Genomic DNA, 26,034 nt, shown 5'->3' with positions numbered 1-26,034 from the left:
GCGTAACTGGCACGCGTTCTTACATTTTTGACTTGCACATCCGAAATCGTCGCCGTGGGGAGGAGCAAGCCATTGCTGCTGCACACGGAGGTCCACCTGCCCAGTCAGTGAACGAAGAGGGAGTTGAGTCATGAACAAGATCTTCCGAACCCTGTGGAGTCCCACCGCCGGCACCTGGGTGGCCGCGCCGGAAATCGCGCGCGGCCGCGCGCGATCGTGCAGCGGGGGCGGCGTGCGCGCGGTGGCGGCGGCGGCGGCAACGGCGGCGCTGTGGGTTTGCGTCGTGCCGGTGCTCGCGGCCGGCGGCGCGGGCGGCCAGCCGGTCGGTGACGCGTCGCTGAACGCGGGCGCCGGCGGCAGCGACGGCACGGGCGGCAGCGGCGGGCTCAACGACACCACGGTCAACGCCTTCGGCGGCGCGGGCGGATCGTCCACGCCGGGCGGCGTCACGGCGGGGGCCAACGCCAGCATCGGCGGCTTCGGCGGTGCCACGCCGGGCACCGGCGGCGCGGCCGGCGCGGCCAGCACGCCCACCGGTCCTGGTGCGTTCCAGGGCGACGCGGGTGGCGCGGGCCAGGCGCAGACCGGTGACGCGGCCAACGGCAACGGCTATGGCGGGGGCGGTGGCGGCGGCTTCCAGGGCGCGTCGATCGCCAACAACGTGGCCAATTCGTCCGACAGCTACACCGGTGGTATCGGGGGCGCGGGCGGCAACGGGTACTGGGCAGCGGGTGGTGGCGGCGCGGGCGGCTACGGTTCGATCCTCAGCGGCCCGCTCGGCAGCTACACGGCCACGGGATCTTCCACGGGCGGCGCCGGCGGCAAGGGCGGCGACGCCTTCTCGCAGGGCGGCGGCGGTGGCAGTGGGGGCGGCGGGTTCTACCTGAACGCGACCAACCCGGGGCTCAGCTTCACCAACACCGGCCCCCTCACGGGCGGGGCGGGCGGCGCCGGCGGGGCCGAATTGGCGCCCGCCCGTTCCAACGCTTCGGGCGGCGGCGGCGGCGCAGGGGGCATCGGTGCGACGTTGGCGGGTGTCGCCGTCACCGTCAACAACTCCGGCGCGATCACGGGCGGTGCCGGGGGCGCAGGCGGCGCGGCCGGCGGCGGTGCGGGCGGCACCGGTTCACCAGGCGCTGGCGGCGACGGCGGGGCGGGCCTCGCATCGATCGGCGCGGGCGCAACCGTCACCAACACCGGCACCATCGCCGGTGGGGCGGGCGGCGTCGGCGGGGCCAACAGCAACGGCGGACCGAGCGGTGCCAACGGCGTGGGCGGCGTCGGGGTGACGGGCGCGAACCTCGCGCTGACCAACGGCGGAACCATCTCGGGCGGCCTGGGCGGCGACGGCGTCACGCGCGCCGCGGCGGTCGCATTCACGGGCGGCACCAACAGCCTCACGCTGAACACCGGCTCGTCGATGACGGGCGCGATTTCGATCGGCGCGGGCGCGACCGCCAGCGTCATCGCGGGCGCCGGCGGCCTCAGCGTCAGCAACGCCCTGCTGCTGGGCGGCACGGGCACCATCGACACCAACGGGAACGCCCTGACGTGGACCGGCGCGATCTCCGGCGCCAGCGATCTCGTGAAGATCGGCGCGGGCGTGCTGACGCTGAGCGGTGCGGACACCCACTCGGGCGCCACCAACGTCGCGGCGGGCACCCTGCGCGCGGGCGCCGCCAACGTGCTCAGCAGTGCGAGTCCCTTCACCGTGGCCACCGGCGCGACGCTCGACCTGGCCGGCAACAGCCAGACCCTTGCATCGATGGCCCACAGCGGCACCGTCTCGCTGGTGGGCGCGGTGCCGGGCACCACGCTCACCGTCAACGGTCCCTGGGTGGGCAACGGCGGCACGCTGCGGCTGGGTACCGCGCTGGGCGGCAGCGCGAGCGCGAGCGACCGGCTCATCCTGAGCGGCGCCACCGCCGTCGCCAGCGGCACGACGAATGTGCAGATCACCAACCTGGGCGGCCTGGGCGCGCTCACCACGGGCAACGGCATCGAGGTGATCAGTGCCCTCAACGGCGCGACCACCACCGCGCAGACGACCAAGAGCGCGTTCGTGCTGGCCGGCACGCACGTCGATGCGGGCGCCTACGAGTACCGGCTGCATGCGGCCGACGCCGCCGGCGCGGGCGAAAACTGGTACCTGCGCTCGACCGCCGCACCCGTGACGCCTGTCCCGCCCGTCACGCCGCCTGCCGGCGGTGGCGGCTCGGGCACTGGCGGCACCGGTGTCGTGCCCGTGCTCGCCGTGCCCACCTACCGCGCCGAAGTGCCGCTGTACGCCGCGCTGCCCGAGCAGCTGCGCCAGTCCAGCTTCGCGATGCTCGGCAACAGGCGCCTGCGCATGGGTGAGGACCTTGTAGCGGGCGCAAACCCGGCCAAGCCCACGCAGGGCTACCGCGAGGCGTGGGGGCGCATCATCAGCACCGAGCGCACCATCGCGCAGGGCGGCACCGTGAGCCCCACGAGCAAGGGGCGCCTCACGGGCTTCCAGGCCGGCACCGACCTGTGGGCCAACCCCGACTGGCACGCGGGCGTGTACGTCGGCCAGCTCGACGGCGACATGCGCGTGAACGGCTTTGCCAGCGGCCTGGCGAACCTCGGCGTGGGCACCAACAACCAGAAGAGCGAGTACCTGGGCGCCTATGCCACCTGGAAGCACGCCAGCGGCGTGTACGTCGACGGCGTGCTGCAGGCCGGGCGCCACCGCTACACCGCCAGACCCACGCTGGGCTTCTCCCGGGGCGGCAAGGGCAACAGCCTGCTGGCGTCCATCGAGGTGGGGCAGTCGATTCCCATCGCGCAGAACTGGACCGTCGAGCCGCAGGTGCAATTGGTGCACCAGCGGGTGAGCCTGGGCGACACGGGCATCTCCGGCGCGCTCGTGCAGCAGAACAGCCACAACGGCTGGCGGGCACGCGCCGGCGTGCGCGTGAAGGGCGAGTTCGTCACCCGCGCCGGGGTGCTGCAGCCCTATGTGCGGGTCAATTTCCACCGCAGCAGCCGCGGCACCGACGTCACCCGCTTCGTCGGCCCGGCCGGCTTCACCGACATTGCGACGCGCACCGGCGGCAGCAGCACCGAGCTGGCGGCGGGGGCCACGCTGCAGGTGGCCGAGAACACGAGCGTGTATGTGGAGCTGGGCAAGCTGTGGTCGGGCTCCGGCGGCGACTCGCGCATCAAGAGCGGGGTCAATGCGAGCGTCGGCGTGAAGATGCGCTGGTGATCTCGTGCGCCGTGCGACGTCTACGCATGTCGCCGCGCGGCGGTGTGGAGCGTGTGCACGCGGGCCTCGCCCGGCTGCGGCACGGGCGATGGCCGTCCCCAGCCCTGCGGCAGTTCATGCAGCACGGCGTTGGCATCGAGCGAGCGGATCGCGACCGACGTGTCGGCCGGAATCCGCCCCTGCGCCACCATCGCCTCGTAGCGCAGCGCACACACGCGCAGGAACGACGCGAAGTTGCCGACCTCGCCGCGCGCCGCCACCAGCTCGTCGTACAGCCGCTCGATGAGCTGCACCACGGCCATGCCGTCGCGCTGCGCGATCTCTTCGAGCACCTGCCAGAACAGGTTCTCGAGCCGGATGCTGGTGACCACGCCGTGCAGCCGCACCGAGCGCGTGCGCGCGTCGTAGCTTTGCGGATCGGCGCTGATGAAGACTTCGCACATGGGCCATCTCCTCGAGAGGCAGGGTGAATCGGGGCGACGCCGCACTGTAGCGCCGCCCGCGTCCATCCGTTCAGGTCAGTGTTCGATGCGCGTGCCGAGCACCGCGAGGAACTGCGAGAGCCACGCCGGATGCGCCGGCCAGGCCGGTGCCGTGACGAGGTTGCGGTCGGTCACGGCCTGGTCGACCGGAATGCCCATGTACTCGGCGCCGGCCAGTTCCACCTCGACCTGGCAGGCCGGATACGCCGACACCTTGCGGCCCTTGATGAGGCCCGTGGCCGCGAGCAGCTGCGCGCCGTGGCAGACGGCGGCCACCGGCTTGTCGGTGGCCAGGAAGTGGCGTGCGATCTCCACCACGCGGCTGTGCATGCGCAGGTACTCGGGCGCGCGGCCGCCGGGGATCACGAGCGCGTCGTAGGCCTCGGGGCGCACCTCGTCGAAGGTTGCGTTCAGCGTGAAGCGGTGGCCCGGCTTCTCGCTGTAGGTCTGCGCGCCCTCGAAGTCGTGGATGGCGGTGTGAACCCAGTCGCCGGCCTTCTTGTCGGGCGCCACCGCATGCACGGTGTGGCCGACGGCCAGCAGGGTCTGGAACGGCACCATGGTTTCGTAGTCTTCGGCGTAGTCGCCGCAGAGCATCAGGATCTTGCGAGCCATCGGGTTTGTCTCCTTCGGATGAGGTGTAGCGAAACCGGCCGGCGCAGGGGGCGCGCCGGCCGTCGCCGCATTATTCGAAGGGGGCGGGCGCAGCGGGTAGCAGCGGGCTGTGATGCCGCTGCGGCCACGGCTTGCTACTTGACCGAGCCCGCGGTCAAGCCCTGCACCATGTAGCGCTGCATCCACGCAAACAGGATGGCGACCGGGACCACGGCGCAGATGGCGGCGGCCATCACCAGCTCCCACTGCACCACGTACTGGCCCGCGACCATGTTGGTGACGAGCACGGTCAGCGTCTGCTTCTCCGTGGAGCGGATCAGCGTGTAGACCACCGCGAACTCGTTCCACGCATTGACGAAGGTGACCAGTGCCGTGACCGCCATGGCCGGCAGCGCCAGCGGCAGGAACACCTTGCAGACCGTGCGCACCGGGCCCGATCCCTCGAGCCAGGCCGACTCCTCCAGGTCGCGCGGAATGGTCTCGAAGTAGGAGGTCATCATCCAGACGGCGAAGGCAATGCCGAAGGCGCCATAGGCCACCACCACGGACAGGCGCGAGTCGGTCATGTTGCCGCCCTCGAACCAGGGCAGGCTGGCCGCCATCTTGAACAGGCCCACCACCAGCAGCACGGGCGAGATCATCTGCGTGATGAGCAGGAACTGCCGGTAGCCGCCCTGGCCGCGAAACTTCAGGCGCGCCAACGCATAGGCGGAAGGCACGCTGACGGCAATCGTCAGCACCGTCGCAGAGAGCGACACCAGCAGGCTGTTCAGCAGCGCGCGCCCGAAGCCGGTCTGCGTCCACATGGCGGAGAAGTTGCTCCACTGCCACTGCTGCGGCAACCAGCGCGCCGGATAGACGTAGATCTCGGACGCCGGCTTGAGCGCCGTGAAGAACATCACCGCGAGCGGAAAGACGACCACGGCCACCAGCGGCGCGAGCAGCAGCCAGCACCAGAGGCTGCGCAGGAGCTTGTCGGGGCGGATCATGCGGCGGCCTTCGCGGACTGGCGCTTTTGCAGGCGCAGGTAGAACACGGTGAAGGCCAGCAGCAAGGCCAGCATCACGAGCGAAATGGCGGCTGCCTCGCCGGGGCGGCCCAGGCGGAAGCCCAGCTGGTACAGCCAGGTGACGAGGATGTGCGTGGCGTTGTCCGGCCCGCCCTGCGTCATGATCCAGATGATGGGGAACGAGTTGAAGACGTAGATCACGTTCAGCACGATCGCCATGTGGATGAAGGGCTTGAGCAGCGGCAGCGTGAGCCGGCGAAACTGCTGCCAGCGCGACGCGCCTTCGATGCCGGCCGCTTCGTAGATGTCCTGCGACACCGACGACAGGCCGCCCAGGAAGATGGTGACGGTGAAGGGGATGGACACCAGGATGCCCACGCCCACTTCGACCCAGAACGCCAGCTGTCCATCGGCCAGCCAGTTGATCGGCTCCCGGATGATCCCGACCATCGCGAGGCTCGCATTGACCATGCCGTACTGGCCGTTGAAGGACCAGGTCCAGACGATGGCCGTCATGGTCAGCGACACCGCCCAGGGCAGCATCACGATCGTGCGCGCCACGCCCCGACCATAGAAATCCTGCTGCAGGATGAGCGCGATCGGCACAGCGCACAGCACCGCGCCGCCGACCACGCACACCGTCCACTGCACCGTGCGCCACACCACATGGGCGAACACCGGGTCGGTGAACACGGTGCGAAAGTTGTCCAGGCCGTTGAAGGCCCGCAGCAGGCCGAAGCGCGAGATGTCGTGCACCGACTGGAACACCAGGGTGGACAGCGGATAGGCCAGGATGAAGAGGGTGAGCAACAGGCTCGGCGCAATCAGCCCCCAAGCCAGGGCAGGGCCTCGAACGGGATTCTGCATAGGGCAATTCGATCGGATAGGCGTGGTTGGGCGTGGTGCGACACGCGGGAAGCTGGCGCAGCCCGGCGGCTGCGCCCCAGGGCTTGCTTACTTCTTGTTGAGCTTGGTGTTGGCTTCGGCCGCGGCCTTGTCCAGCGCCGCCTTCGGTTCCGCCTTGCCCTGGTAGATGGCCTGCAGCGCGTTGGTGACGGCCTGCGCCGAGTCTTCCCAGCCGGCGACCAGCGGGGCGAAGCGCGCGTTGGGCAGCAGGGTCACGAACTCGGACAGCACCGGGTCGTCCTTGAACACGGGGTCGTTGGCCACCTCGCGCGTCACCGGCATGAAGCCTTCGCCCTGGTCGAACTTCAGCCGCGCGGTTTTCGAGAACATGAAGCTCAGGAATTTCTGGGCGGTTTCCTTGTTCTTCGATGTCTTGAACATCATGATCGAGTCGGTCACGCCGAAGGTGATGTCCTTGCCGCCATTGGGCACGCCGGTGATGCCGTATTTCAGTTGCGGCGCGTCCTTGGCGATTTCCTTGGCCAGCGGCGGCAGCGAAATGACCATGCCCAGGCGCCCCTGCTTGAACAGGTTGTGCAGGTCGTAGCGCGTGTTGCCGGCCACGCCGGGCTCGGTCAGGCCCTGGTCGATCATGCTTTTGTAGAGCGTGGCGGCTTTCACACCGGTCGGCGAATTGAAGGCGGCCTTGTTGCCCGCATCGAGCACGTCGCCCCCCATGCTCCACAGCGCGTAGTAGAAATAAGTGTCGGTATCCAGGTCCTTGCCCTGGATGCCATAGCCGTAGGCCCCCGTGGCCTTGATCTTTTTCGCGGCGGCAATCACGTCGTCCCAGGTCTTGGGGCCATTGGGAAAGCCTGCTTTGCTCAGCATTTCCTTGTTATAGAACATGGCGCGCACGCTGGCCGCAATAGGCAGCGCATAAGGCTTGCCATTGATATTTCCGGCTTTCAGGAAGGCCGGAATGAATTGGTCCTTGAACGCCGCATTGGCGTAATTGTCGACCGGCTCCACCAGGCCGTCGTTCACGAAATCACCGACCCAGCGGGTCGCGACGTGAGCCAGGTCGGGCGGGTTGTTGCTGGCGATTTCCGCCTGCAGTTTCTGCTGCATGTTCTCCCAGCTTCCCACCTCGACCTTGACCTTGTCTCCCGGGTTGGCCTTTTCGTAGTCCCGGGCCAGCGCCTCCAGCCAGGGGCGCGTGTTGTCGCTGTAGCTGGACATGGCGATGCGGATATTCCCCGCCTGGGCCGTGAGGGAGGAAAGACCCAGAAGAATTGCGCCTGCCAATAGAGTTGTATTTCGGTTTTTCATATTTAATTCCTCGTGAAGTGATTGAAAATTAATTGAATACACGTCGGGATCTGCTGCGATCAATGCTTGCGCTTTTTTATCTTACGAGTCGGTCGAATGGCGCCATAGATAGAGCTAACCCTCGATTTCTAAAAAACAGAACCCTGCCTGCGAAATATTGAAGGCCAAATTCCCGTGGCCTCCTGTACGCTTCAAAATTCGAGCTCGAATTGCGCGCGGTAATTCATTGCCGCCCGGTCGGGAGAGGTATTGGCAATTCACAGGGCGCATTGCGTGGACACATCAATTTCGACTCCGTCTCCTGTTCATCCCCACGCGCCGTCCCGGCGCGTGACGCTGGTCACGGGCGCCGCGGGCGGCATCGGCCAGGCCCTGTGCCGCCGCGTGCTGCAGGCCGGCGACCGGCTGATCGCGCTGGACCACGACGCGGGCGCGCTGGAAGGCCTGGCGGCCGTGTTGGCCGGGCAGGGCGTGAGTGCCGACGATCTGGCGCGGCTGCATCCTTTGGTGGCGGACGTCACCGACTGCGCAGGCCTGTGCGACAAGGTGGCCACAGCCGTTGCGGCTGTCGGCCCGGTGGATGTGCTGGTGTCGAACGTGGGCGCCGCGCGTGGGCCGACGGTGCGCAAGACCACCCCGCAGGACTGGCAGGCCGACATCCAGCTCAACCTGAATGGCGCGTTCCATTGCGTGGAGGCGGTGCGCCACGCCATGGTCGAGCGCCGCAGCGGGCAGCTGGTGCTCATCGGCTCGGTCAACGCGCTGACCACGCTCGGCCACCCGGCCTACAGCGCGGCCAAGGCCGCTTTGGTCAGCTACACCCGCTCGCTCGCGATGGAACTGGGCGCCTACGGCATCCGCGCCAACATCGTGCTGCCGGGCACCGTCAAGACGCCGGCCTGGCAGGCACGGGCCGACAAGAACCCGCAGGTGTTCGAGCAGCTGAAGAAGTGGTACCCGCTGGGCGACTTCGCGACACCCGACGACGTGGCCGATGCCGTGCTCTTCCTGGCGTCGCCCGCCGCGCGCGTCATCACGGGCGTGGCGCTGCCGGTGGATGCGGGCCTCATGGCGGGCATCCTGCCCATGGCCCGCGAGATCACCGTCGAAGACTACTGAGCCAGCGACTCACTTCCACAAAGACAAGGAGACCCCATGGCTCAGGTTCAACTCAAGCAACTGCGCAAGGATTTCGCGGGCGTGCCCGTCGTGCACGGCATCGACCTGGACATTGCCCACGGCGAGTTCGTCGTGCTGGTCGGCCCCTCGGGCTGCGGCAAGTCGACGCTGCTGCGCATGATCGCGGGGCTGGAGCCCATCAGCGGCGGCGAGCTGCGCATCGGCGGTGCACGGGCCAACGACCTGTCGCCGCAAAAGCGCAACATCTCGATGGTGTTCCAGAGCTATGCGCTCTACCCGCACCTGTCGGTCTACGAGAACATCGCCTTCGGCCCGCGCACGCGCGGCGAGGCCGAAAGCGACTTCCGCCCGCGCATCGAAAAAGCCGCCGGCCTGCTCAACCTCACGCCCTACCTGGACCGCCTGCCGCGCGCGCTCTCGGGTGGACAGCGCCAGCGCGTCGCCATGGGCCGCGCCGTGGTGCGCGAGCCCGCGCTGTTCCTCTTCGACGAGCCGCTGTCCAACCTGGATGCGCAGCTGCGCGTGCAGATGCGCGCCGAGATCAAGGCCCTGCACCAGCGCCTGGGCAACACCATGGTCTACGTCACGCACGACCAGGTGGAAGCCATGACCATGGCCGACCGCATCGTCGTGATGCGCGCGGGCCGGGTGGAGCAGGTCGGCGCGCCGCTCGAGCTCTACGACCGCCCGGTCAACCGCTTCGTGGCGGGCTTCATCGGCTCGCCCGCCATGAACTTCACGCAGGGGCAGGTGCATCGCGCACACGGCCGCACCTGGCTCGCACTGCCCGACGGCCAGGCCTGGGACCTGCCCACGTCCGGGTGCACGCCGCTGCTGGCCGATGGACAGCACGTGCTGCTCGGGCTGCGGCCCGAGCACCTGCAGCTGGCCCCGGAAGGCCTGGCACTGCGCGTGATCCTCACGGAGTCGACGGGCGACAAGACGCAGATCTACGGCACGGTGGCGGGCAGCGAGACGCCCTGGTGCGTGTCCGTGCACGACCGCGTGGCCCTCAAGCCCGGCGACCTCGTGCACCTGCAGGTCCGCGAGGCTGCATCGACCCATTGCTTCGATGCGCAGACCGAGCGCCATGTGGGCGTCGCAGCCCCGGCGCCGGCCGGGTACAGGCCGTCCGCGTCCACCGTGGATTCGCGTGCCGGTGGCAGCGAGGGCCAGCGCCACGCCGCGTCGATCGCGTATTCGTACGGCTAGGCCATGCGCAACCACTGCATGTCCGAAGTCGAAACGGGCAACCACATCGGCGGGCGCTGGTCGACCACCGCCGACACCCTGCCGGTGGTCAACCCGGCCAACGGCGACACCCTCGCCACGGTGCCCCGTTCGGGCCGCGAGACGGCGGGCGAGGCGGTTGCCGCCGCCAAGGCCGCGGCCACCGCGTGGGCCGCCACGCCTGTGTTCGAGCGCGCCGCGATGTGCATGGCGATCGCGGCCGAGATCGATGCCGCGCGCGAGGCCCTCGCGCACACGCTGTCGTGCGAGCAGGGCAAGGTCCTGGCCGAGGCGCTCGGCGAGGTCGCCAAGGCCGCCGACGGCTTCCGGCTCGCCGCCGAACTCGTCAAGCAGATGGGCGGCAAGACGCTGCCGGCGGAAGACCCGGACAAGCTCGTCATGACGCTGCGGCAGCCGCGCGGCGTGTACGGCGTCATCACGCCCTGGAACTTCCCGGTCAACATTCCGGTGGAGTACATCGCCCCCGGCATCGCCACTGGCAACACCCTCGTCTGGGTGCCTGCGCCGTCCACCGCGCTCGTGGCCTGCGCGCTGATGGCAGTCATCGAAAAGGCCGGCCTGCCCGCCGGCGTTCTCAACCTGGTGATCGGCGAGGGCGCGACCGTGGGCGATGCGGTGGTCGTGCACCCGGACGTGACCGCCATCGCCTTCACCGGCAGCACTGCGACGGGCCAGCGCATCGCCGAGCGGGGCGCCGGAAAGCCCCTGCTGCTCGAGCTCGGGGGCAATGGGCCCGTGATCGTCTTTGAAGATGCCGACCTCGATGCCGTAGCCACTGCAGCAGCGGGCGGCGCGTTCTTCAATGCAGGGCAGGTGTGCGCGGCGACAGGGTGCGTGCTGGCCCATGCCAGTGTGGTGGACCGCCTCTGCGACAAGCTGGTCGCCCGGGCCGCCGAGCAGGTGCTGGGCGATCCCTTGCATCCCACCACGACCATGGGGCCACTCAACAACGCCCAGGTGGCAGCCAAGGTGCGCGCGCATGTGGACGATGCCGTTGAGCAAGGTGCGCGCGTGCTGCACGGCGGCCGGGCGCGGCCGGACCTGGGCAGCGACCTCTTCTTCGAGCCGACTGTGGTGCGCGACGTCACGCCCGACATGCGGCTGTGCCGGGAGGAAACCTTCGGCCCCGTCGTGCCGGTCATCGCCTTCCAGGACGAAGCGCAAGCCCTGGCGTTGGCCCTGCAGAACGACTACGGCCTCTCGGTGGGCGTCTTCACGCAAGACATCGGCCGCGGCATCGCCATGGCCAAGGCGATTCCCGCCGGCATCGTCAACATCAACGCGGGCACCACCTGGTGGGAAATCCACCTGCCCTTTGGCGGCGGCTGCGGCAAGAAGAGCGGCATCGGTCGGCTGGGCGGCATGCACACGCTGGAGGCGATGACCGAGATCAAGATGATCACGGTCACGCTGCCGGGTTGAACCTTTCGATGCCGACGATCCCGCGCGCCGGAACTATTCCGGCTTTCCCCTGGCGGGTGTGCGAGCGGCGGTGGCGCGCCCCGGCTTCACGGGTCGCTGCCACCCCTGCATGTAGGCGATCAGCGACTGCGACAGGTGATTGGCCGCGAGCGACAGCCGCCGGGAATAGCTCGCCACCAGCGTGGCGCGCGCCGAGCGCAGCGACGCATCGGTGAGCGGAATGGCCACCACCTTGCCGGCCTCGATCAGCGGCGCGACCACGTCGCTCGGCTGGAAGGTGATGAGGTCCGACTCCGCCACCAGCCGGCTCGCGAAGGACAGCGAATTCGTCTCGACCGCGATGTTCAGCTTGAACTTGCCCTTGGAGCTGACGCGGTCGACCAGCTGGCGCAGGCCGAAGGAGCGGTCGGGCAACGCCAGGGGCGCGTCGGCGACTTCCGCGAGCGTGCAACTGCGCTGTTGTGCAAGAGGATGCTGCGTCGAAGCGATCACGCACAGCGGCTGTTCGATCTTCTGCAGCTCGATGAGGTCGGGGCGCGGCGAGGCGCCGAACAGGATGCCCAGGTCGTACTTGTGCTCCGCCACCGACTCGCCCACCGCATGCGAGCCCATGAGATCGAGCGAGAAGGTGATGCCCGGGTGCGTGCGGATGAAGCTCGGCATGAAGCTGGTGAGCAGGCCGTGCAGGATGCCTTCCACGCAGCCCACCCGTACATGGCCCTTGGCCAGCGTCTCGTACTCGTGGATCTGGCCCTTCAGGTCGGCCAGCTGCGTCTTGTTGTCCTGCGCATAGCGCAGCAGCAGTTCGCCGGCTGCGGTCAGCGCCATGCCGCGCGCGTGGCGCTCGAAGACGGGCACGCCCAGTTCGTCTTCCAGCAGCGCGATCTGCCGGCTCACGGCGCTCTGGGCGACGAAGAGCTTTTCCGCCGCCACGCGCACGGAGCCAAAGGCCGCGACCTCGTAGAAGTACCGAAGGGTGGTGGATTCGATCATGCGTGCACTCTACGGGATGGCGGGGAAGGGGCGCGGCGACGCTCAGTTCGCGGCGCGTGGCTGCCGTGTCAGCATGCGCCCCGCGCGCGCGAGCACGCGCGCCTCGTTCGCCCCACGATATGCGAGCACGCCGTTCACGAACACGCGTTCGATCCCTTCGCTCACGCCCAGCGGCTGGTCGTAGGTGGCGGTGTCGGTGATGGTCTCGGGGTCGAACACCACCACGTCGGCCATCGTGCCGACGCGCAGCAGGCCGCGATCGGCGATGCGCAGGTTGCGCGCCGTCATGCCCGTCATCTTGTGCACCGCCTGCTCCAGCGTGAAGAGCTTGCGCTGGCGCCAGTAGCGCGCGAACACGCGCGGGAACGCACCCCACAGGCGCGGATGCGGATGGCGGTCGTGCGGCAGGCCGTCGCTGCCGATCATGGTGCGCGGATGCGCGATGACGCGCTCCACATCTTCTTCCTGCATCAGGAAATAGCACGCACCGCCGGGCTTCAGGCGCAGGCTTGCCTCCTTCTCGGTGGTGCCCCATTCGCGTGCGATGTCGGCGATGAGGCGCCCGGTCATCTCCGGGTGGGGCTCGGACCAGGTCAGCAGCACGTCGATGACGCCATCCACCATGTCCTCGCGCAGCACGGTGGAACCGGCCACGTAGGGATAGACATCCATCGCGATCTCCTGGCGCTGCGACAGGGCATCGATCAGCGGCAGGGTCTCCTTGGTGCGGCCCCAGTTGGCGGGGCTTGCGCATTTGTGGTGCGAGATGATCAAGGGCACGCCGGCCTCGAACGCCGAGTCGCCGGCCTCGTGCATCGCTTCGATGATCTGCTGCATCTCGCTGCGCAGGTGCGTGGCGTACACGCCGCCATGGCGCGCCACGACGCGCGCGAGCGCGGTGACTTCTTCGGCCGGTGCTGCAAACGCTTCTTCGTAAAACAGCCCCGACGACAGGCCGTGTGCGCCGGCGGCCATGCAGTCGTCGAGCAATGCGGCCATGTGAGCCAGTTCATCGCCGTTCGCGGGCCGGTCGAGTGCCTGCATTGCCGCGAAGCGCAACGTGGTGTGGCCTACGAGTGCGGCCACGTTGAGCGCGGGCTGCGTCGCATCGACGGCGGCGCGGTACTCGGCCATGGTTGCGTGCTTGAACGAGTCCGCGCCCAGCAGCGTGAGCGGCGGCTTCGACTGCGGCGTGCGGTACGGCGCCAGCGAAATGCCGCAGTTGCCCGTGACCACGGTGGTGATGCCCTGCGACACCTTCGGCAGGCACAGCGGGTCGCGCAGCACGATGGCGTCGTCGTGCGTGTGCGCGTCGATGAAGCCGGGCGCGATCACCTTGCCGCGGCAGTCGACCACGTCGACGTCGGCGATGTTCAACCCTGCAGGCAGCCGCGTGCGCAGGCCGTCGCCCAGCGCCAGGATGCGATCGCCCTGCAGCAGCACGTCGCCGGGCCACGAAGGGCCGCCCGAGCCGTCGACCACGAGGCCGCCTTCGAGCAGCGTCGCGCTGTTCTTCTGTGTGTTCATGGAGGGATGCGTGCCTTGCTCAGAAATGGATCACGACCGCATCGCTCACGCGGTAGTCGTTCTCGACCACGGGCATCCAGTGCCACTTGTCGAAGGTGGTGCAGGGGTGCGAGATGCCCAGGCCCACGCGGTCGCCGACGACCGGGGCTTGCGCTTCGTCGTTCGCGTCCCAGCGCAGGTAGGCGTGCTGGTCGTTCAGTGCCGTGACTTTCCAGCTGGCGGGCACAGCGTGCGATTGCAATGCACCGCGTGCTGCGAGCGCAATGGGAATGGGCATCGACATGTCGAAAGAGATGTCGCGCTTGCCCACCGAGAGAATCGCCAGGCCTGGCTCGGGCCGCGACTGCACGTTGGCCCAGACCTCCATCGCCGGCGTCAGCCCTTCGCCGCACTCGCAACCCATGCGCTCATCCGCCACATTCACCATGCGCTTGTAGAAGCCGTGGTCGTGCGTGACGTAGCAGCCCGAACGCAGCAGGCCGCGCACCGGCGAGCCCAGCGCGGGCTTCAGGCGCCCGGCCACGAGGTCGAAGATGGCCGAGCCACCGGCCGAGACCAGCACCTCGTCGGTCTCGAAGAGCTGCTGCGTGTCGCAATGACGCGCGACGGCTTCGATCCGGTCCATCAGGGCCTTGGCGAAGGCGGTGTCCTGTTCGGTGGACCCGGTGGCATTCAGGCCTTCGTAGCTCTCGATGCCCACCAGCTTCGCGGCGCTGCTGGCACGCACCGCGCTCGCCACGGCGACTGCCTCTGCATGCGTGCGGCAACCGGTACGTCCGCCGTCGATGCCGATCTCGAGCATCACTTCAAAAGGCACGCTCGCGGGATGGCGCTTCGACCAGTCTTCGATGAGCGCCAGCTGCGCCAGCGAGTCGACCAGGAACACCACACGCAGGTCCGCATGGTCGGCCAGCAGCAGCTGGATGCCCGCGAGGTCTTCGTCGCTCACGACCTGGTTGGCGATCAGCGTGCGGCGCGCGCCGGCAGCCACGCCCACGGCCAGCTGCGTGACGGTGGCAAAGGTCAGGCCCCAGGCGCCGGCATCGAGCTGGCGCTGGAACAGCTGCGGCGACATGGTGGTCTTGCCATGGGGCGCCAGGTCGATGCCCCATTCGCGCACGCGCGCCTGCATCCATTGGAGGTTGTGCTCGAGCGCCTCGCGCTTGAGCACGGCCAGCGGCAGCGGCAGATCGCCGGCCAGCACGTTCCAGCCGGCGGCACCGACTTCGCTGCGCAGGCGCGGCGGCTGGGTGCGCGGGTAGCCCTTGAAACGGTCGCTCAGCAGCGGGTCGATGAAATCGTGTGTCGAGGAAGAAATGTCGGTCATGGTCGTGCAACGGCGGTGTTGGAGAGCAGTTCTTTGCGGATGCAGGCGCTGTAGTGTGCGGGGGAAACCTCATCCAGGCTGGGTACCGTCTGCGCGCAGGCCTCGATGGCATGCGGACAACGCGTGCGGAACACGCAGCCCGAGGGCGGCGAGATCGGGCTGGGAATGTCGCCCTTCAAGGCGATGCGCTCGGTGGCCATCTCGGGATCAGGCTTCGGGCTCGCGGCCAGCAGCGCCTGGGTGTAGGGGTGCGAGGGGTTCGCGAACAGCTCCTCGGTGGTGGCCACTTCCATCACCTTGCCCAGGTACAACACCACCACGCGGTCGCACAGGTACTCGACCACGTCCAGGTCGTGCGAGATGAAGAGCATCGTCAGGCCCAGGCGCTCGCGCAGGTCCGCCAGCAGATTGATGACCTGCGATTGAATGGACACGTCGAGGGCAGACAGCGGCTCGTCGGCCACGATGAACTCGGGCTCCACGGCCAGCGCGCGCGCCACGCCTATGCGCTGGCGCTGGCCGCCCGAGAACTCGTGCGGGAAGCGGCTCGCATGCTCGGGGCGCAAGCCCACGGTCTCCAGCAGCTCGGCAATGCGCTTGTCGCGTGCCGCCGCGCCCTTGTGCAGCCCGTGCGTGGACAGCGCCTCGCCCAGGATGGCGCTGATGCGCATCTTCGGGTTCAGGCTGGCGTACGGGTCCTGGAAGATGATCTGCAGCTTGCTGCGCAGCTTGCGCATGCGCTCGCCCGAAAGATCGCCGATGTCGTCGCCCCGGTACAGCACCTGGCCCTCGGTGCGCTCGACCAGGCGCAGCACGGTGCGCCCGATGGTGCTCTTGCCCGAGCCCGATTCGCCGACCAGGCCCAGCGTCTCGCCGGGGTGGATCGCGAAGGACACGTCGTCGACCGCGCGCACGGGGCGCTCGCTGCTGCCGAAGTATTTCTTGAGGCCGCGGACTTCGATGAGGGGAGAGGAAGAAACAGCGGTGGTCATCATGCAGCCCTCGCGAGCGGTTGGTCAGGCTGCACGCGCACGCAGCGCGCCTGGCGGTCTTGCCGGATGTCGATCAGCGGCGGCATCGCGTCCTTGCAGCTCGCCAGCGCCTGGTCGCAGCGCGGCTCGAAGGCACAGCCGGGTGGCGGCGCCAGCGGGCTCGACACCTGCCCGCGAATGGCGAACAGACGCTTGGGCTTGGGTTGCCCAGGAACCCGCGCCTTGCCCGGCAGGCAGGCCAACAAGCCCTGCGTGTACGGGTGCTCAGGCTGCGCGAAGAGCGGGCGCACGGGCGCACGCTCGACCACACGGCCCGAGTACATGACCACCACGTCGTCGGCATGGTGCGCCACCACGCCCAGGTTGTGCGTGATGAACAGGATGCTCATGCCCGTCTCGGCCTGCAGCCGGCGCATCAATTCCAGGATCTGCGCCTGGATGGTCACGTCCAGCGCCGTGGTGGGCTCGTCGGCGATCAGCAGCGTCGGATCGCAGGCCATGGCCAGCGCGATCATCACCCGCTGGCGCATGCCGCCCGACAGCTGGTGCGGGTACTCGTGGATGCGTTGGGCGGCAGCCGGAATCTCCACCAGCTCCAGCATGCGCAGTGCATGGGCCAGCGCGGCCTTGCGATCGAGCCCCTTGTGCAGGCGAACGCTCTCGGCAATCTGCTCGCCGATGGTGAACACCGGGTTCAGGCTGGTCATGGGCTCCTGGAAGATCATCGACAGCTGGTTGCCGCGCAGCGAGCGCATCTCGCGTTCGCCGATCTGCAGCAGGTCGAGCGTCTTGCCTTCGCGGGTGACGAACGAGGCGCTGCCGCTGACCTGCGCGTTGGCAGTCTTGGGCAAGAGGCGCATCAGCGTGAGGCTGGTGACCGACTTGCCCGAGCCCGACTCGCCGACCAGCGCGGTGGTCTTGCCGGGCTGGATCGAGAAACTCACGTCGGCCACCGAACGGATCAATCCGTCTTCGGTGGGGAAGCTCGTGCTCAGGTTGGTGACCGTGAGGCGTGGGGTGTTGTTCGCGTTCGTCATCACGAGGTCTTCTTGAGCTTCGGATCGAGCAGGTCGCGCACACCATCGCCCAGCAATTGCAGCGACAGCGCCGTGAAGATGATCGCCAGGCCCGGGAACAGCACGACCCAGAAGGCCTGGTGCGCATACTGCTGGCTGCCCGCGACCATGGTGCCCCAGGTGGGGATCTCGGGGGGCACGCCGACACCGAGGAACGACAGGCCCGCTTCCGCCAGGATGGCGTAGGCGAAGATGAACGACACCTGCACGAGGATCGGCGACATCAGGTTCGGCAGGATGTGGCGCCACAGGATGCGCGAGGTGCGCACGCCCAAGGCACGTACGGCCTCCACGAACAGCAGTTCGCGCACCACCAGCGTCGAAGCCCTCACCACCCGCGCCACGCGAGGGGTGTACACCAGCACCAGCGCGAGCACGGTGTTCATCAGCGACGGCCCGAGGATGGCCACCAGCGCGATGGCCAGCAGGATGTCGGGGAAGGACATCATGGCGTCGACCACGCGCATCAAAGGTGCATCGAGCCGGCGGAAGAACCCGGCCATGAGGCCCAGCACCGTGCCGGCGATCACCGCGCCCAGCGCCGTGAGCGCGGCGATGGCCAGCGAGTAACGGGCGCCGTGCACGATGCGCGAGTACATGTCGCGCCCGAGTTCATCGGTTCCGAGCAGGTGTTCGGCGCTGGGCGCCTTCAGGCGCTGCAAAACAGCCGTGTCGTTGGGGTCGGCCGACGCGAACAGCGGCGCACCGACAGCGAGCACGGCAATCACCAGCAGCACCAGGGCAGAGACCATCACGATGCGGCGGTGCATCAGCTGGCGGAGCATTCGAGGCATGCGCATCGTTCAGACCTTCACGCGCGGATCGACGACGGCATACAGCAGGTCGATCGAGAAATTGATGAGCACATAGATCGCGGCGCCTCGGCGGGCTGGACGCGCGCGGTGGCGATCTTCGATGANCTGTGTCGTTGGGGTCGGCCGAAGCAAACAACGGCGCACCGACAGCGAGCACGGCAATCACCAGCAGCACCAGGGCAGAGACCATCACGATGCGGCGGTGCATCAGCTGGCGGAGCATTCGAGGCATGCGCATCGTTCAGACCTTCACGCGCGGATCGACGACGGCATACAGCAGGTCGATCGAGAAATTGATGAGCACATAGATCGCGGCAATCACGAGCAGCGCGCCCTGGATGACGGGGTAGTCGCGCCGCAGCACGGCGTTGACCACGAGGTTGCCCACGCCCGGCAGGCCGAACACGGTCTCGGTGATGACGGCGCCGCCGATCATGAGCGCGACCGTCAGGCCGATCACCGTGACGATGGGCACCAGCGCGTTGCGCAGTGCGTGCTTCAAGACGACGACCTTCTCGCTCAGGCCCTTGGAGCGTGCGGTGCGCACGTAGTCCTCGCCGAGCACGTCGAGCATCGAGGCGCGCGTGAAACGGATGATGAGCGCAGAGTTCAAGAGGCCCAGCACGGTGGCCGGCAGCACCAGCGCGTGCAATCTCTCGGCAAACGGTGCATCGGGCGCGCCGTAGCCCGACACCGGGAACCACCCGAAGGACACCGCAAAGATCTGGATCAGCACGATGCCCAGCCAGAAGCTGGGAATGCTGGCGCCCAGCATCGCGATGCCGGTGAAGAACTGGTCGACCACGCGCCCGCGGAACACGGCCGAGACGATGCCGCAGGGCACGCCGATGAGCGCCGCGATGGCCACGGCCAGCAGCGCCAGCAAGGTGGTGGGCTCGGCGCGCTCCCACAGCGCCTGCGTGACCGGGCGCTGCAGGAAGATCGAGGTGCCCAGGTTGCCCTGCAGCACTTCGCGCAGCCAGTAGCCGAACTGCACGGGCAGGGGTTTATCCAGGCCGTAGTCCTTCTGCACGCGGGCGATGTCGGCGGCGGTGGCCTGGTCGCCCAACAGCACGGAGATGGGGTCGCCCGAAGCCGCGCGCGTGAGCACGAAGACCAGCACGGCCACCAGCGCCAGCACGATGAGCATGCCGCCCGCGCGCGAGGCGATGTAGCGAAGCGATGNCAGCACTTCGCGCAGCCAGTAGCCGAACTGCACGGGCAGGGGTTTATCCAGGCCGTAGTCCTTCTGCACGCGGGCGATGTCGGCGGCGGTGGCCTGGTCGCCCAACAGCACGGAGATGGGGTCGCCCGAAGCCGCGCGCGTGAGCACGAAGACCAGCACGGCCACCAGCGCCAGCACGATGAGCATGCCGGCGAAGCGCGAGGCAATGAAACGGAACAAGCGCGCCTCCTACTTGATCTTCACATTCCAGAAGAAGGGCCAGTTCGTGGGTTGGTAGTTGTCCAGTGCCGGGCTCTTGGCCGAGAGGGCGTTGAACTTGCCGACGCTGATGTACGGCACCTCGTCGTACACCACCTGCTGCACCTTGCCCCACAGCGCGCCGCGCTTGGCAGGATCGCTCTCGGTGTTGAACGCACTGAGCGAGGCCTTCTTGGCGGGCGAGTCCCACCAGCCTGGTGCACCGTCGCCCAGTTGCGGCGGCGACAGCATGGGCTCGGGGAACAGCCCCGAATGGGTGATGAAGATTTCCCACAGCCGCGGGTCGTTGCGGCGCTGGGTGAGCGTGGCCCAGTCGACCACGTTGAGGTCGACCTTGAAGCCGGCGCGCTTGAGCTGCTCGGCCATCAGCAGCGACATGTTGTAGTGGAAGTCGTACTGGCGGCTGGTGAGCACGCGGATCGGCTCGCCCTTGTAGCCAGCCTTGGCGGCGGCGTCTTTCGCCTTGGTGGCGTTGCGCTGGTTGTACTGGTCGGTGCCCGCCGCCGAGTAGAACGGCGAACTCTTGGGGAAGTGGTTCGCTTCCGCGATGAAGAAGCGCGTGTCGCCGAAGCCGGCCGCGAGCATCTCGCCCTGGCCCATCGCCGTCTGCAGGGCCTGGCGCACGGCCTGGCTGGCGAGCGGGCCTTCCTTGGTGTTGAAGACCACCAGCGGAAAGCCGAAGGCGGGCGTGATGATCGGCAGCGTCTTGCCACCGGCCTTCTCCAGCCGCGGCAGCGCCTCCACCGGCAGCAGGTCGGCAAAGTCGTACTGGCCCGCGAGTGCACCTTCGACGCGCGTGCTGGCGTTGGGCACGGGCACGAAGCGAAGCTCTTCGATGACCGCTTCGCGCTTGCCGCCGTAGCCGCTCGCAGGTTCCTTGCGCGCGGCGTACTTGTCGAAGCGCGAGAGCAGCACGAACTGGTCGGGGCGGCGTTCCTTGAACTTGTAGGGGCCGGTGCCGACGAAGTCCTTCAGCGGCGAGGCCATCGATTCCTTGGCCATCATCGCGGCGGTGCCATTGCTGGGCAAAGCCAGTTGCGACAGCAGCGGTGCATACGGCGCCTTCAGCACGATCTCCACGCCCAGCGGGCCCTTGGCCTTGAGGCTCTCGATTTCCTTGCCCACGGCCTTGCCGCGCGGCGACTGGTCCATCCAGCGCTGCAGGCTGGCGACCACGTCGTCCGCCGTGAGCTCGCGCCCGTTGTGCAGCGCCACGCCCTTGCGCAGTGTGATCGCGTAGGTCTTGCCGTCGGCCGAAATTTTCGGCATGCCCTCGGCCAGCATCGGCACCACATTCCACTTGGCGTCGAAGGTGTACAGCGTCTCGTACACGTGCTGCATGATGGTTCCGACCAGGTCGGCCGTGGAGGCCATCGGGTCGAGCGTCTGCGGCTCGGCCACCATCGCCAATGTGGCGAAGTTGCGCGGGCCCTGCGCATGCGCTGGATGGTGGGGCAGCGTGGCGCACAGCACCGCGAGCAGCGAAGCGCCCAGCAGGCTGCGCTTGGACAGACGAGGCAGGCGCTGGACAACAAGACCGGCGTGAGACATGGGGTGTTCCTTCATGGGCGATCGGTGGGCAATGAATTCACTTTTTTCAGGCCCGAACTTTGAAGCACAACCTATGCCAAAACATCACCATTTACCCTGAGCAATGATCTAAATATTCGAATCCTCCCTTCGAAATTCAATGCCGTTCGCGCACGCATCCGCTGCTAGATTCCGGTCGAATCTTTTCCCACCGAAAGATGGCGTCCGATCGAATTTGCGAGGATGAAAATGAGCACCAAGAAAGTTCTTGCGGTAGGTTTTCTGTTCGGCTGTGCGTTGCTGACGCATGCGGCGATCACCGGGGTGAATCCCCTCGACACGATCAGGAAGGCCGCCACCAGCATGGCCTCCGCGGCCGCTGACCTGGTGGCCGACCCCTTGCCGCTGCAGGGACCCGGACTGGGCAACCTGACCTACACGCAGGCGGAGCTGTTCAAGCCCATCTCGATGATCAAGGAGGAGGTCGACACCGGCGTCGGCGCGGGCACCGGTGCCGACGTGCCGAAGATCCCCGGGGGCAGCGTGACGCACCCCACCGCCGGGTACACCAAGTACCACTACGGCCAGAACGTGGGCCTCATGATCAACGGCTACTTCCTGACGACGTTCACGCCCGATGGCGGGCTGGGCCCTGGCGGCTTCCTGCTCTACGACGTCTCCGATCCGCGCAACCTGCGGCTCGTCAAGCGCATCTACGAGCCGGACGGCCGCACCAAGGAACTGAGGGAGCCGCATTCCATCGGCATCGCCACCATCGGCGGCAAGCAGTACGTCGCCGTGCCCAGCGTCTTCGGCGTGGAGTTCTGGGACTTCACCGACATCAACGACGTCAAGCAAGTGAAGAAGCTGGTGCTGCCCAACGTCAACAAGGGCGACTACAACAACGTGAGCTGGCAGCTGTGGTGGCAGGCGCCCTACCTGTACGTGGCGGCGGCGGAGCAGGGCGTGTTCGTCATCGACGCCACCGACCCCGCGAACGCAGTGCTCGCGAACCGCGGCGCCGGCAAGCCCAACCCGATACCGACGGGCGAGCTCGGCGGCTTTCGCGTGGGGCCGATCTTCACCATGGGCAACCACATGGTGCTGACGTCCATGACCAACACCAGCGGCTTCGCCAGCCTGGACATCTCGGACCCGCTGAATCCCAAGGTGCTCGACACCGTCTCCGGGTCCACCGCCAGCTACTACTCCACCTGCTTCGACGGCAAGAAGGTCTACGCGTCCGCACAGGAGAGCGGCGGCAAGATGTACGGCTACGACCTGAGCGACCGCTCGCGCTTCGTGGCCGAGGATAACCGGCTGGTGATCAACCAGCAGCTGTACTGCAGCACGCAGGACAACTTCGTGTTCCAGGGCGCGCAGAACTACATCCACAAGGTCGATGTGAGCAACCCGCTCAACCACGTCGAGGTCGGGCGCGGCGGACTGTTCGCAACGACGCATCCCGATTTCTCCAGCTCCGACCACGGCCAGGTGTCGCCGTTCGGCAACCTGATCTACGTCGGCAACGACCACGGCTCGGGCAGCGGCTTCATCGTGCATGCGGTGGACCCCGACACCACCAAGCCCGAAGTGAAGCAGGTCTCGCCCGTGAACGGTGCGAAGCAGCAGGCCCTCAGCTCGCGCATCGGCCTGGGCATGACCGACAGCATCCGGCCCGAGAGCGTGAACGCCAACACCTTCATCGTGCGCCCGGTGGGCGGCAACACGCTCGCGGGCACCTACAGCGTGCAGCTGGGCATCGTCAACTTCCACCCCGCGCAGCCGCTGCAGCCGGGCACCGCCTACGAGGTGTTCCTGCCCGCCAACGGCCTGAAGGACTATGCGGGCAACGCCATCGCGGCCGACTACCGCTCCACTTTCAACACCGGCAACGCCAACGACATCAACCTGATGCACCACTGGGCGCTGACCGGCAACCTGGGTGACCAGATCAGCGCCAACAACGGCACCCCCGCCACCGGCGATGCTTTCGAGAGCATCGGCCTGAACTTCGCCAATCGCACCGCGGGCGTGCAGCTGAAGAACGACAGCGTATCCACCACGCTGGGCGGTACGGCGTCGCTGAGCTTCTACATGAAGACCACGCAGGCCGGCGCTGCGAACTCGTGGACCGCGCCCGGCATCTTCGGGCGCGACCAGTCGCCGGGCGTCGACGACGTGTTCTGGGGCTGGCTCGACAGCACCGGCAACATCAAGCTGTCGGTGGGCGACAACGCGGGCACGCGCTCGCAAAGCGCCGTGAACGACGGCAACTGGCACCACGTCGTGCTCACGCGCGATGCGGCCTCGGGCGCGCAGGCGGTGTACGTGGACGGCGTGAAGACCACCTCGACCGGCCCGACCGGCACCAAGGGCCTGTCGACCAAGTTCCAGCTGCTGGGGCAGATTCAGGGCAACGCCGCACTCTTCAAGGGCACGCTGGCCGAAGTGCGCGTGTACGCCCGCGTGCTCGGCGACACCGACGTGGCGGCGCTGCGGGCGCAGGCCGTGATCGGCGATCCCGGCATCGTGGGCGCACCGAAGATCGTCAACGGCCAGCTGAACTTCAACCCGGCCACGCTGGGTGCCACCGGTGCGCAGTTCCGCTGGAACTTCGGCGACGGCACGCAGAGCGCGTACGCCTCGCAGCCCGGCGTCACGCACACCTACAGCAGCCCCGGCCACTACACCGTGACGCTGACGGTGAAGGCCGCGAACGGCCAGGAGACCTTCTACACGTACAACCTCACGGTGATCGCACCTGTCACGGCGGCGGCGCCGACGCACACGACCAACATCGCGGGCGATGCGAACGCGGTGTATTCGGTGAACCCCGACAGCGGCACGGTGGCCGCCATCGACGCGCAGACCTTCGCCAAGCGCTGGGAAGTGCGCGTGGGCGATGAGCCCAAGACGCTGGCTGTGGGCCCCGACGGCCGCATCTGGGTCACGGTGCAGGGCGAGGACAAGCTGGTGGCGCTCAACGCGGCCGACGGCATGCTGTCGACGACGGTGCCGCTGGCCTACGGCAGCGGTCCGTACGGCGTCGTCTTCACGCCCAATGGCACCAAGGGCCTGCTGACGCTGGAGAGCAAGTCGGCCCTGGTCAGCTTCGACCCGACCACCGGCGCCGCCACCGGCACGCTCGCCCTGGAAGGCAGCGTGCGCGGCATCGCGGTCGATGCGAGCTCGCAGTCGGCCTACGTGACGCGCTTCAAGTCGAAGATGACGGGCGGCCAGCTGCACAAGGTGAACCTGCAGAGCTTCAGCGCCGCCACCCCGATCGCACTGGCGGTCGACACGACCACGGTCGACACCGAGGCCGCCTCGCGCGGCGTGCCCAACTACCTGAGCCAGGTGGTGATCTCGCCCGACGGCGCGCGTGCGCTCTTGCCTTCGAAGAAGGACAACATCGTGCGCGGCACCTTCCGCGACGGCCTGCCGCTGGAGCACGACAAGACGGTGCGCTCCATCCTGTCGCAGGTGAACCTGCAGACGGCCGCGGAACTGTTCAGCGAACAGCTCGACTTCAACGACCGCGCCCCCGCGCGCGCCGCGCTGTACTCGCCGGCCGGCGACTACATCTTCGTGGCGCAGATGGAGGGCAACCGCATCGCCATCGTCGATGCCTACAACCGTTCGGTGCGCGGCGAAATCAACGCCAGCAGCGCGCCGCACGGCCTGTACCTCGATGCGGCGCGCAAGCGGCTGTACGTCAACAATTTCCTGGCGCGCTCGGTGTCGGTGCACGACGTGGCGCAGGTGCTGTCCTCGGAGTCCGCTGCCCCGGCCTTCCTGCAGAACATCACCACGGTCGCGCAGGAGCCGATGGCGGCCGCGGCACTGCGCGGCAAGCAGGTGTTCTACAACGCGTCGGACCGGCGCATGAGCATGAACAACTACATGTCCTGCGCGAGCTGCCATGCCGACGGCAGCGACGACGGCATGGTGTGGGACTTCACGCAGCGCGGCGAGGGCCTGCGCCGCACCATCAGCCTGCAGGGACGGCGCGGCACGGGCCACGGCAAGCTGCACTGGACCGCCAACTTCGACGAGGTGCAGGACTTCGAGCACGACATCCGCAACGAGTTCGGCGGCACGGGCTTCCTGACCAACGCCGACTTCTCGGCCACGGGCGACCCGCTCGGCGTGCCCAAGGCCGGCCGCAATGCGCAGCTCGACGATCTCGCGGCCTACCTGAACTCGCTGAACAAGTACATGCGCAGCCCGGCCCGCGCGGCGGACGGCAACCTCAGCGTGGACGCGGTGCGCGGCCAGACCGTGTTCAACACGGCCCAGTGCGCGACCTGCCACACGGCCGGCAGCCTGCGCGACGGGCTGCGGCACGACGTGGGCACGATCCAGCTCTCGTCGGGCAAGGGCAGCAACCAGCCGCTGGCCGGCGTGGGCTTCGACACCCCGACGCTCTACGGCACCTGGAGCAACCCGAGCTTCTTCCACAACGGCCAGAAGGCCACGCTGCAGGACGTGCTCGCGGGCGGCCACGGCAATGCCTCGAGCCTGCCGGCGGCCGACCTGCAGGCGCTGGGCGAGTACGTGAAGTCGTTCGACACGGCACCGGCGATCGACACGCGCATCCGCTCGGAGGTCAACAACCTGTGCGTCAACGTGTCGGGCGGCTCGACGGCCAGCGGCGCGACGGTGGTGCAGTGGGCCTGCGGCAACGGCGCCAACGAGACCTTCACCGTCAACAGCAGCGGCGGCTACAGCCAGTTCGTCGCGAAGCACAGCGGCCTGTGCCTGGCGCAGGGCAACACCAACGCCGGCGGCGGCCCGGTGGTGCAGCTGGCGTGCACGGCGGGCGCGGCCACGCAGTGGAGCGTGGTCGGGGCGACGCTGCGCAACCGGGTGTCTTCCGGCGCGTGCCTCGATGTGCCCGGCTCGACCACCACGCAGGGCACGGCGCTGTCCACCTACGCCTGCCATGGCGGGGCCAACCAGCGCTGGAGCCAGATTCCCTGAGCTCTTCTGCCCGTT

The 26,034-nt window shown here is 68.0% G+C and carries 18 protein-coding genes and 2 pseudogenes; 5 read left to right on the top strand and 15 right to left on the bottom strand.

Annotated features, from left to right (window positions below):
- Window positions 1-130 precede the first annotated feature (130 nt).
- Complete coding sequence (locus tag AC57B8_RS18310; RefSeq protein ID WP_496480347.1) at window positions 131-3,232, top strand: autotransporter outer membrane beta-barrel domain-containing protein; 3,102 nt, start codon at window positions 131-133, stop codon at window positions 3,230-3,232.
- Window positions 3,233-3,252: 20 nt separating this feature from the next.
- Here the strand turns inward: AC57B8_RS18310 and AC57B8_RS18305 are convergent, their stop codons facing one another.
- The 5 genes from AC57B8_RS18305 to AC57B8_RS18285 form a co-directional block, all read right to left on the bottom strand.
- A complete protein-coding gene (locus AC57B8_RS18305) occupies window positions 3,253-3,675 on the bottom strand; it encodes a ribbon-helix-helix domain-containing protein (protein ID WP_369645131.1) in 423 nt (140 codons plus the stop codon).
- Window positions 3,676-3,750: 75 nt separating this feature from the next.
- Entirely contained in the window at window positions 3,751-4,329 is a 579-nt protein-coding gene (locus AC57B8_RS18300; protein ID WP_070062656.1) for a DJ-1/PfpI family protein, read from the bottom strand.
- A gap of 134 nt (window positions 4,330-4,463) precedes the next feature.
- Window positions 4,464-5,318, bottom strand: a complete 855-nt coding sequence (locus AC57B8_RS18295; RefSeq protein ID WP_496480346.1) for a carbohydrate ABC transporter permease — start codon at window positions 5,316-5,318, stop codon at window positions 4,464-4,466.
- Window positions 5,315-6,205: a carbohydrate ABC transporter permease gene (locus tag AC57B8_RS18290; protein ID WP_062481532.1), complete on the bottom strand. Its 891-nt coding sequence runs from the start codon at window positions 6,203-6,205 to the stop codon at window positions 5,315-5,317. The genes AC57B8_RS18295 and AC57B8_RS18290 overlap by 4 nt, the downstream gene beginning before the upstream one ends.
- Window positions 6,206-6,292: 87 nt before the next feature.
- A complete protein-coding gene (locus AC57B8_RS18285; RefSeq protein ID WP_496480544.1) occupies window positions 6,293-7,516 on the bottom strand; it encodes an ABC transporter substrate-binding protein in 1,224 nt (407 codons plus the stop codon).
- A gap of 330 nt (window positions 7,517-7,846) precedes the next feature.
- Between AC57B8_RS18285 and AC57B8_RS18280 the strand changes: the two genes are divergently transcribed.
- Genes AC57B8_RS18280 through AC57B8_RS18270 form a run of 3 tightly spaced genes read left to right on the top strand, consistent with a single transcriptional unit; the run spans window position 7,847 to window position 11,329 of the window.
- The gene (locus AC57B8_RS18280; protein WP_370681988.1) at window positions 7,847-8,635 is read left to right on the top strand and encodes an SDR family oxidoreductase; all 789 of its coding nucleotides are present in this window, start codon (window positions 7,847-7,849) and stop codon (window positions 8,633-8,635) included.
- 36 nt (window positions 8,636-8,671) lie between these two features.
- Window positions 8,672-9,868 carry an ABC transporter ATP-binding protein gene (locus AC57B8_RS18275; RefSeq protein WP_496480345.1) on the top strand — a complete coding sequence of 399 codons (1,197 nt, stop codon included), beginning with the start codon at window positions 8,672-8,674 and terminating at the stop codon, window positions 9,866-9,868.
- An 18-nt stretch (window positions 9,869-9,886) separates the two neighbouring features.
- Window positions 9,887-11,329 (top strand): aldehyde dehydrogenase family protein, encoded by a 1,443-nt coding sequence (locus AC57B8_RS18270; protein WP_496480344.1) that lies wholly within the window; start codon window positions 9,887-9,889, stop codon window positions 11,327-11,329.
- Window positions 11,330-11,362: 33 nt separating this feature from the next.
- On the opposite strand, the gene AC57B8_RS18265 is transcribed toward AC57B8_RS18270, so the two are convergent.
- The 10 genes and pseudogenes from AC57B8_RS18265 to AC57B8_RS18220 form a co-directional block, all read right to left on the bottom strand.
- Window positions 11,363-12,322 carry a LysR family transcriptional regulator gene (locus tag AC57B8_RS18265; RefSeq protein WP_062481526.1) on the bottom strand — a complete coding sequence of 320 codons (960 nt, stop codon included), beginning with the start codon at window positions 12,320-12,322 and terminating at the stop codon, window positions 11,363-11,365.
- 42 nt (window positions 12,323-12,364) lie between these two features.
- Window positions 12,365-13,849, bottom strand: a complete 1,485-nt coding sequence (locus AC57B8_RS18260; RefSeq protein ID WP_496480343.1) for an N-acyl-D-amino-acid deacylase family protein — start codon at window positions 13,847-13,849, stop codon at window positions 12,365-12,367.
- A gap of 19 nt (window positions 13,850-13,868) precedes the next feature.
- Complete coding sequence (locus AC57B8_RS18255; RefSeq protein ID WP_496480342.1) at window positions 13,869-15,176, bottom strand: alanine racemase; 1,308 nt, start codon at window positions 15,174-15,176, stop codon at window positions 13,869-13,871.
- On the bottom strand, window positions 15,173-16,168 hold the full coding sequence (locus AC57B8_RS18250; RefSeq protein ID WP_496480341.1) for an ABC transporter ATP-binding protein: 996 nt from the start codon (window positions 16,166-16,168) through the stop codon (window positions 15,173-15,175). The genes AC57B8_RS18255 and AC57B8_RS18250 overlap by 4 nt, the downstream gene beginning before the upstream one ends.
- The gene (locus AC57B8_RS18245; protein WP_496480340.1) at window positions 16,168-17,205 is read right to left on the bottom strand and encodes an ABC transporter ATP-binding protein; all 1,038 of its coding nucleotides are present in this window, start codon (window positions 17,203-17,205) and stop codon (window positions 16,168-16,170) included. Before AC57B8_RS18245 ends, AC57B8_RS18250 begins: the two co-directional genes overlap by 1 nt.
- Window positions 17,205-18,044, bottom strand: a complete 840-nt coding sequence (locus AC57B8_RS18240; protein WP_095951032.1) for an ABC transporter permease — start codon at window positions 18,042-18,044, stop codon at window positions 17,205-17,207. Before AC57B8_RS18240 ends, AC57B8_RS18245 begins: the two co-directional genes overlap by 1 nt.
- A gap of 112 nt (window positions 18,045-18,156) precedes the next feature.
- Window positions 18,157-18,282 (bottom strand): annotated as a pseudogene (locus AC57B8_RS18235) (ABC transporter permease); the annotation flags it as partial.
- Window positions 18,283-18,300: 18 nt separating this feature from the next.
- Window positions 18,301-19,248, bottom strand: a complete 948-nt coding sequence (locus tag AC57B8_RS18230; protein WP_496480543.1) for an ABC transporter permease — start codon at window positions 19,246-19,248, stop codon at window positions 18,301-18,303.
- Window positions 19,246-19,464 (bottom strand): annotated as a pseudogene (locus tag AC57B8_RS18225) (ABC transporter permease); the annotation flags it as partial. The gene AC57B8_RS18230 and the pseudogene AC57B8_RS18225, both read right to left, overlap by 3 nt.
- Before the next feature lie 9 nt (window positions 19,465-19,473).
- Window positions 19,474-21,054 carry an ABC transporter substrate-binding protein gene (locus AC57B8_RS18220; protein WP_496480339.1) on the bottom strand — a complete coding sequence of 527 codons (1,581 nt, stop codon included), beginning with the start codon at window positions 21,052-21,054 and terminating at the stop codon, window positions 19,474-19,476.
- 228 nt (window positions 21,055-21,282) lie between these two features.
- On the opposite strand from AC57B8_RS18220, the gene AC57B8_RS18215 reads away from it, so the two are divergent.
- Window positions 21,283-26,019: an Ig-like domain-containing protein gene (locus AC57B8_RS18215; protein WP_496480338.1), complete on the top strand. Its 4,737-nt coding sequence runs from the start codon at window positions 21,283-21,285 to the stop codon at window positions 26,017-26,019.
- Window positions 26,020-26,034: the final 15 nt, after the last annotated feature.

The sequence above is a fragment of the Variovorax sp. BGA-UO-ETr-C22 genome, from assembly GCF_059567965.1.
Note: the sequence above shows the minus strand (reverse complement) of the source record. Positions and strands in the feature narration are given on the sequence as shown.

What these genes read in the sequence shown, in the direction of transcription:
- AC57B8_RS18310 (WP_496480347.1), top strand. Translation starts at nt 131, where the DNA reads ATGAACAAGATCTTCCGAACCCTGTGGAGTCCCACCGCCGGCACCTGG.
- AC57B8_RS18305 (WP_369645131.1), bottom strand. Translation starts at nt 3,675, where the DNA reads ATGTGCGAAGTCTTCATCAGCGCCGATCCGCAAAGCTACGACGCGCGC.
- AC57B8_RS18300 (WP_070062656.1), bottom strand. Translation starts at nt 4,329, where the DNA reads ATGGCTCGCAAGATCCTGATGCTCTGCGGCGACTACGCCGAAGACTAC.
- AC57B8_RS18295 (WP_496480346.1), bottom strand. Translation starts at nt 5,318, where the DNA reads ATGATCCGCCCCGACAAGCTCCTGCGCAGCCTCTGGTGCTGGCTGCTG.
- AC57B8_RS18290 (WP_062481532.1), bottom strand. Translation starts at nt 6,205, where the DNA reads ATGCAGAATCCCGTTCGAGGCCCTGCCCTGGCTTGGGGGCTGATTGCG.
- AC57B8_RS18285 (WP_496480544.1), bottom strand. Translation starts at nt 7,516, where the DNA reads ATGAAAAACCGAAATACAACTCTATTGGCAGGCGCAATTCTTCTGGGT.
- AC57B8_RS18275 (WP_496480345.1), top strand. Translation starts at nt 8,672, where the DNA reads ATGGCTCAGGTTCAACTCAAGCAACTGCGCAAGGATTTCGCGGGCGTG.
- AC57B8_RS18270 (WP_496480344.1), top strand. Translation starts at nt 9,887, where the DNA reads ATGTCCGAAGTCGAAACGGGCAACCACATCGGCGGGCGCTGGTCGACC.
- AC57B8_RS18265 (WP_062481526.1), bottom strand. Translation starts at nt 12,322, where the DNA reads ATGATCGAATCCACCACCCTTCGGTACTTCTACGAGGTCGCGGCCTTT.
- AC57B8_RS18260 (WP_496480343.1), bottom strand. Translation starts at nt 13,849, where the DNA reads ATGAACACACAGAAGAACAGCGCGACGCTGCTCGAAGGCGGCCTCGTG.
- AC57B8_RS18255 (WP_496480342.1), bottom strand. Translation starts at nt 15,176, where the DNA reads ATGACCGACATTTCTTCCTCGACACACGATTTCATCGACCCGCTGCTG.
- AC57B8_RS18250 (WP_496480341.1), bottom strand. Translation starts at nt 16,168, where the DNA reads ATGACCACCGCTGTTTCTTCCTCTCCCCTCATCGAAGTCCGCGGCCTC.
- AC57B8_RS18245 (WP_496480340.1), bottom strand. Translation starts at nt 17,205, where the DNA reads ATGACGAACGCGAACAACACCCCACGCCTCACGGTCACCAACCTGAGC.
- AC57B8_RS18240 (WP_095951032.1), bottom strand. Translation starts at nt 18,044, where the DNA reads ATGCGCATGCCTCGAATGCTCCGCCAGCTGATGCACCGCCGCATCGTG.
- AC57B8_RS18220 (WP_496480339.1), bottom strand. Translation starts at nt 21,054, where the DNA reads ATGTCTCACGCCGGTCTTGTTGTCCAGCGCCTGCCTCGTCTGTCCAAG.
- AC57B8_RS18215 (WP_496480338.1), top strand. Translation starts at nt 21,283, where the DNA reads ATGAGCACCAAGAAAGTTCTTGCGGTAGGTTTTCTGTTCGGCTGTGCG.